The sequence below is a fragment of the Serratia sp. (in: enterobacteria) genome (genome assembly GCF_046715635.1).
GTDB lineage: Bacteria > Pseudomonadota > Gammaproteobacteria > Enterobacterales > Enterobacteriaceae > Chania.
In genome coordinates, this window is record NZ_JBKJYW010000228.1 from 1 (window position 1) to 7,183 (window position 7,183).

Genomic DNA, 7,183 nt, shown 5'->3' on the forward strand with positions numbered 1-7,183 from the left:
GCGGTGGAGGCCAGGCAAGTACGGCAGTCGCATCGCGTGGAGATCGCCATGCCTGCGGCGGTAGCCCGGGCAGACGGACATCTGTTCCCCTGTACGTTGCGTGATTACTCCGACGGTGGTGTGGGTATCGAAATGCGTGTGCCGGATCAGTTGCAAGAGCATGACCAGATTGCGCTGCTGCTTAAACGTGGCCAGCAGGAGTTCAGCTTCCCTTGCGTGGTGACGCGATCCCATGGCCGCTCGGTGGGTGTCCGCTTGGTCGAACTCTCGACCCGCCAACATATCGAATTTATTCAATGCACCTTTGCCCGGGCCGATACCTGGGCACTGTGGCAAGACGCATTCCCGGAAGACCGGCCGGTGGACAGCCTGCGGGACGTACTGATGCTAGGTTTTCACGGCTACCGGCGCATGGCGGACTATGCGCCTCCAACGATGCGCAAGATCCTGGTCGGCCTGACCTCGCTGGCAACCTGGATCCTGTCATTTATTCCGCATGGCGTAGGAAGAGGTCGGGTTTCAACGGCCTCAGAGACGGTGGCATAGGCTGTGTATCGTAACTGCCGGTTCGCAAGCTCTGCGAACCGGCCCCAACATTGATGATGATGATACGATGACGAGAAAAATAAACTGGTTTACCGCGCTGGCCTTAGGCATCAGTACTTTGTCTCAGGCACAAACGGCCCCCACACCAGCGGCTGGCGCGGCTCCGTCTGCGAGCACCGTGGTCGAAGCTCCGCTCACCGTACCTATGGGAGAGGCGGTGCCACTAGCGCCCAATGCGCCAGTACGTGATGTAAAACTGCCGTTTACCGAGGTAGCACCACCGCCCGGCACCTTTATTCTGCGCGGCACTCGCCCAGAAGGGCAGATCGAGTTTGGCGTGCGCAGTGACGAAGTGGTTTCACAGGCGTTGCTCGATCTGGAGTTTACCCCTTCACCGTCACTGATCCCGGTGGAGTCGCACGTCAAGATCTACCTCAACGATGAGTTGATGGGGGTCATTACCCTCAGCAAAGAGCAGCTGGGTAAGCCTAATCGCGTCCAGTTACCGATCGATCCGCGCTATATCACCGATTTTAACCGCATTCGTCTGGTGTTTATCGGCCATTACCAGAACATCTGTGAGAACCCGGCCAACAGCACGCTATGGCTGGACGTCAGCAAATCCAGTTCATTGAGCCTGCGTTACCAGACGCTGCCGGTGAAAAATGAGCTTTCCCACTTCCCGGAACCCTTCTTCGACAGCCGCGACGATCGGCCATTAACGTTGCCGATGGTGTTTGCCGGGCAGCCGGATCTGCAACAGCAACGGGCGGCGGGGATCCTGGCCTCCTGGTTCGGTACCCAGGCACAGTGGCGCGGTCAATCCTTCCCGACGCTGTTTAACCGTTTACCAAGCCAGCACGCCATCGTGTTTGCTACCAATTCACAGCGCCCGGATTTCCTGAAGGATTACCCGGCGGTTAACGGGCCGACGGTGGAGATGATCAGCCACCCGGATAACCCTTATGTGAAGCTGCTGCTGGTGCAGGGCCGTGATGATAACGACCTGATCACGGCGGTGAAGGGCATTGCTCAGGGCAATATTCTGTTCCGTGGTCAGAATCTGAGCGTGGATAAGGTTGAGCAGTTGGCCGTTCGCCAGCCGTACGATGCGCCAAACTGGGTGCGCACCGATCGGGCGATGAAGTTCAGCGAACTGCAGCAATATGCCGAGCAGTTGCAGACCAACGGCGTCGAACCCGGGCCGATCTCACTGTCGATGAACTTGCCACCGGATCTGTTCCTGATCCACAGCACTGGCATCGATATGCAGCTGAAATACCGCTACACCTCGCCGCGTATTGAGGATGGTTCCCGCCTGAGCATCAGCCTGAACAATCAGTTTGTGCAGTCCTATGCCCTGGTGCCAGAGCATGAGAAGGGCGCGCAGCTGTTGCGTTTGCCGCTGTCACAGGGGTTGCTTGATTCCAACAAGGCGGTCAATATTCCGGCGCTGAAGCTGGGGGCCACCAACCAACTGCGCTTTGACTTCGATTACACCACGTTGCTGGCCAGCGGTGCCGAAGGGCGCTGCGAAACCTATTCTTTGGTGCCAAACCATGCGGTAATCGACGGCAACTCCACCATCGATTTCTCCGGCTATCGTCACTTTATTACCATGCCCGACCTGCGTTCCTTTGCCAACGCCGGTTTCCCTTTCAGCCGCCTGGCGGATCTGTCGCAAACGCTGGTGCTGGTGAACAAACAGCCGCAGTCCGCCCAGGTGAGCGCCTTGCTCAACGCCATGGGTAACATGGGAGCGCAAACCGGCTATCCGGCGCTGGCTTTCTCGCTGTCCGATGACTGGTCGCAGGCTAAGGATAAAGATGCCGATATCCTGCTGATCGGCACCATTCCGCCGGAGCTGCGTGATGACAAGAAAATCAACCTGCTGGTAGAAGCGACGCTGAGCTGGGTGAAAATGCCGATGCGCCAACTGCCGCTGCCGAGTATGGATGTGCAGCAGGATGACGCCATGCCAGACAGCAAAACCACCATCAGCTCGGAAGGGGCGATGGCGGCGGTGATCGGCGTGCAGTCTCCGTTCCACGATCAGCGCAGCATTGTAGCCCTGCTGGCAGACAGCCCACGGGGTTATGAACTGTTGAACAATGCGCAGCTAGACAGCGGCAAGCGTGCGGCCATGTTTGGTTCGGTGGCGGTGATCCGTGAGTCCGGCGTCGATAGCCTGCGGGTGGGGGATGTTTACTACGTCGGCCATCTGCCGTGGTGGGAGCGTATCTGGTATGCGTTGTCGACGCATCCGCTGCTGCTAGGCGCGATAGCCGCGCTGGTGGTGGTGATCGTGGCCCTGTTGCTGCGGCGTGGTCTGAAGGCCTTTAGCCGTCGTCGTCTGTCACCGGAAGATCGGGATTAATTGCCATGATGGGGATCTGCCTGCGCCGCCTGCTGCCTGGCCTGATGCTGCTGTGTGCGTTCAGCACGGCGGCAAGCTGTGATTGGCCTGCCTGGCAGCAGTACCAACAGTTTTATCTCAGCGAGGAAGGGCGGGTGATCGATCCCAGCAGTCCGAAGCGCATCACCACGTCCGAAGGGCAGAGCTATGGGATGTTCTTCGCGCTGGTGGCCAACGATCGGCCTGCCTTCGATAAGCTGGTGGCGTGGACGGAAAACAATCTCGCCTCTGGTGACCTGAGCGCCCATCTGCCCGCCTGGCTGTGGGGGCAGGATGATAACAAGGCCTGGAAGGTGCTGGACAGCAACTCGGCTGCCGATGCGGATCTGTGGATCGCGTATAACCTGCTGGAGGCGGGGCGGCTGTGGCAAAGCCGCCGCTATCAAACATTGGGCACGCTGTTGTTGCAACGGATTGGCCGTGAAGAAGTGGCGAATATCCCCGGTTTGGGGCTGATGCTGCTGCCGGGCAAGATGGGTTTTGTGGCCGAGGATCGCTGGCGCTTGAACCCCAGCTATTTACCGCCGCAGTTGCTGGCCCGCTTTGCTCAATTGAACGGGCCGTGGCGAGCGATGCAGAAAACCGGCCAGCGGTTGCTGCTGGAAACGGCTCCGCAAGGATTTTCACCCGACTGGGCCGAGTGGCAATCGGGTAAAGGCTGGCAGCCCGATCCCGTCAAACCCAATGTCGGCAGCTATGACGCCATCCGCGTCTATCTCTGGGCCGGAATGTTGGCGGACGACGATCCCCATAAAGTGGTGCTGGTGAAGCAGTTACAACCGATGGTGCGCCTCACGGCTCAGCTTGGCGCGGTGCCGGAGAAGGTCGATACCGCCAGCGGGAAAACCAACGGTACTGGCCCGGTAGGTTTCTCCGCCGCGCTGTTGCCGCTGCTGGCTGCACAACCCGATGCCCTGGCGGTGCAACGCCAACGTATTCAGGATAACCCTCTGGGTAGTGATGCCTATTTCAGCGCCTCCTTGCTGCTGTTCGGCCAGGGATGGGATCAGCAACGCTATCGTTTCAATCGTCAGGGTGAACTTCAACCCGCCTGGGGTAGCCAATGCGCAACTTCACACTAGGCTGGCTAAGCCTGTTCCCTTTAAGCCTGGCTCTGTTGCCGCAGGCGCAGAGTGCCGAGAGCGTTGCCCCAGAGCAATGGCTGCTGGAGCAGGTGCGTATCGGTGAAGCCAGCAACAAAGATGAGCTGGTACGTCAATCGCTGTATCGCCTTGAGCTGATGGATCCGAATAACCCTGACGTGATAGCGGCGCGTATGCGCCTGGCTCTGCGGCAGGGTAATCAGGTTTTGGCGCAGCAACAGCTGGATAAGCTGAAGGGGGTGGCACCGCAATCGCCGGTGTTCCGCCAGGCAGAAATGAACATGCTGCTGACCCAGCCGGAAACCCGCCAGAAGCTGCAACAGGCACGCCTGATGGCGGCCGCAGGGCGCTTGCCGGAGGCCAAAGCCCAGTACGACGAGCTGTTCCACGGTAATCTGCCAACGCTCGATCTGGCGGTGGAGTATTGGCGTCTGGTGGCCAGGCTACCCGGCCAGGAACCGGCTGCGATACAGCAACTACAGGCGCTGGATCGGCAATATCCCGGTAACGTTATCCTGCGCATGGCGCTGGCGCGGATGCTGTTCAGCCAGGATCGCGACGCTCAGGCCTATGAGCTGTTACAGCAAGTGGCAGCCGATCCCGCAGGCCGCGGTTCTGCGGCGGATTTGTGGTTGGAACAGGTCAAAGCGCTACCGGTCAGCCCGCAGAGCGTGGCGGCGTTGAACCGCTTCCTTGGCGTGTTTGAGAGCGGTGAACAGGCGTTGAGCGCGCAACAGGAGCTGGCGCGCCAGCAGACGCTGTTGGCCGATCCGGCCTATCGCGCGCGTATGACCGGGCTGGCGCAGGTGGATAACGGCGGCAGCCGTGCGGCGATCCCGGAACTGAAAAAAGCGCTATCGAGTGCACCTAATGATGCCGAAGTGCTTGGTGCGCTTGGCCTGGCCTATTCCCGTGCCGGTAACCGGCAGCAGGCGCTGAGCCTGTTCCAGCAAGCGCAGAAGGCGGACAAGGATAACTACGACGGCAGCAAGTGGCAGAGCTTGATCAAAACCACTCAATACTGGCTGGCGATCGATGCGGGCGATAAGGCGTTAAAGGCCAATAACCTGCAGTTGGCCCAGCAAAAATACCAGCAGGCACGGCAGATTGATAACGGCGACAGCGATGCGTTGATCGGCCTGGGCGACGTTGCCGTGGCCCGCAAAGATGATGTTACCGCCGAGCGTTATTATCAGCAGGCTCTGCGCCTGGATCCGGGCAGCGGCAGTGCGGTGCGGGGCTTGGTGAATATCTACCAGCGGCAGTCGCCACAAAAAGCGCTGGCCTATCTCAATAGCCTGCCTCGCGGGCAGCAGAACAAGCTGCGCAGCACCCTCGACGGGCTGCAACTGGACATGCTCAAACAGCAGGCCGAAGAACTGGCCGAGCGCCAGCAGTGGCCAGAGGCGGCGGAAAAGTACCGACAGGCACACCAGAAGGATCCTGATGACGTCTGGCTGACCTATCACTATGCGCAAACGCTGCGTCAAGCCGGGCAACCGCAGCAGGCCGACGAGCTAATGCGTCAACTGGCCGCGAAGCAGTCTGACGATCCGCAGCACGTTTACGCCTATGCGCTGTACCTGGCTGGCAGCGATCGTGACAACCAGGCGTTGGCCCAGTTGAATACCTTGCCCAAAGCGCAGTGGAACGACGGGATGCGTGAAATGGCCCAGCGCTTGCAGATGCAGGCCACGCTCGGGAATGCCGAACGGCTCCGAACTGCTGGTGATGAACCCGCAGCAATCGCCTATCTGCGCCAGCAGCCCCCCGCAACGCGCATCGATCTGACCTTGGCAGACTGGGCGCTGGAGCGGGGAGCGTATGACGAGGCGCTGGCGGATTATCAGCGGGTGCGTGCGCGTGAGCCGAATAATCCGGATGCGCGTTTGGGGGAGATTGAAGCCTATGTGGCGCAAGGTCAGCTGAGTGAGGCCCGCCAACGGCTGCAAACGGCACCAGCGCAACCGGACGAGTCGATCAACAGCCAGCGCCGGGTGGCCAATGCCTGGACGGCGGTAGGCGAACCGCAGAAAGCGACCGATATCTTCAAACAGTTAAAAGTGGCCGCCCAGCAAGAGCCGCCGGGGCAGGCTAAAGCCTTGGTGTATCGGGATGCCGCCAGGCTGGAGCAAACACAGCTGCAATCTCAACCGGCGCAGCAGGATTATCGTCAGGCGATGGTGGCCAGCGGCATTGCGCCAACGGTGCCCGAGGATAACGACGGTTACACCCGTCTGACCCGCAATAGCGCGACGGATGACTGGCTAAAACGCGGCATTCGCTCCGATGCCGCCGATCTTTACCGCCAACAGGACGTCAGGGTCACGCTCGGGAGCGACTACTGGCGCTCAAGCGGTACCGGTGGCATTTCGGATTATCAGGCGCATGACACCATGTTGCAGGTGGATATGCCGCTGTATGACGGCCGGGCGTTCTTGCGTACCGACACCGTCCAACTGAACGCGGGCAGCTTCTCGACCGATAATAACGGCAAGTACTTCGAAACCTTTGGCACCTGTAACACGCAGGGTTGCCGCGGTGACGAACGGCAAAAAACCACCGGCACCAGCGTGGCGGCCGGTTGGGCCAACGACCATTGGCAAACCGATATCGGTACCACCCCGATGGGATTTGAGGTGGTGGACTGGGTCGGCGGCGTGGCCTATAGCGGTGACTGGAACCACATCGGTTGGACGCTGGGCGCCTCGCGGCGGCCGATTACCAGTTCGTTGTTGGCCTTCGGCGGGACTCGCGATCCGAATACCGGCACTACCTGGGGCGGCGTGCGAGCTACCGGTATCAACCTGAGCGCCAGCTACGATCGCGGTGAAGCCAACGGCGTGTGGGCCGATCTCAGTGCCCACCAGCTTACCGGCCAGAATGTCGAGGATAACCAGCGCCAGCGATTGATGGCCGGCTATTACTATAAGGTGATTAACGAAGATAACCGCCGTGCCACCGTTGGGCTGAGCACCATGCTCTGGCACTATCAGAAGGACTTGAGCGGTTACTCCCTTGGGCAGGGGGGCTATTACAGCCCGCAGCAATATGTTTCGCTGGCGGTGCCGGTGAACTATCGCCAGCGCACGGAAAACTGGTCGTGGGAAGTCGGGGG

At 60.1% G+C, this 7,183-nt stretch carries 4 protein-coding genes; all 4 read left to right on the plus strand.

The genetic code is table 11. The features are described 5' to 3' along the window. Window positions 1–546: PilZ domain-containing protein (locus ACLQ7H_RS11560; protein WP_411752789.1), on the plus strand; the 546-nt coding region annotated here is incomplete at its 5' end. Window positions 547–613: 67 nt separating this feature from the next. Then, window positions 614–2,923: a cellulose biosynthesis cyclic di-GMP-binding regulatory protein BcsB gene (gene bcsB, locus ACLQ7H_RS11565; RefSeq protein ID WP_411752790.1), complete on the plus strand. Its 2,310-nt coding sequence runs from the start codon at window positions 614–616 to the stop codon at window positions 2,921–2,923. Between the two features lie 8 nt (window positions 2,924–2,931). Beyond that, window positions 2,932–4,044 carry a cellulose synthase complex periplasmic endoglucanase BcsZ gene (bcsZ, locus tag ACLQ7H_RS11570; protein ID WP_411752792.1) on the plus strand — a complete coding sequence of 371 codons (1,113 nt, stop codon included), beginning with the start codon at window positions 2,932–2,934 and terminating at the stop codon, window positions 4,042–4,044. Further along, on the plus strand, window positions 4,026–7,183 hold a 3,158-nt coding region (bcsC, locus tag ACLQ7H_RS11575), incomplete at its 3' end, for a cellulose synthase complex outer membrane protein BcsC (RefSeq protein ID WP_411752791.1). The genes bcsZ and bcsC, both read left to right, overlap by 19 nt.

What these genes read in the sequence shown, in the direction of transcription:
- bcsB (WP_411752790.1), top strand. Translation starts at nt 614, where the DNA reads ATGACGAGAAAAATAAACTGGTTTACCGCGCTGGCCTTAGGCATCAGT.
- bcsZ (WP_411752792.1), top strand. Translation starts at nt 2,932, where the DNA reads ATGGGGATCTGCCTGCGCCGCCTGCTGCCTGGCCTGATGCTGCTGTGT.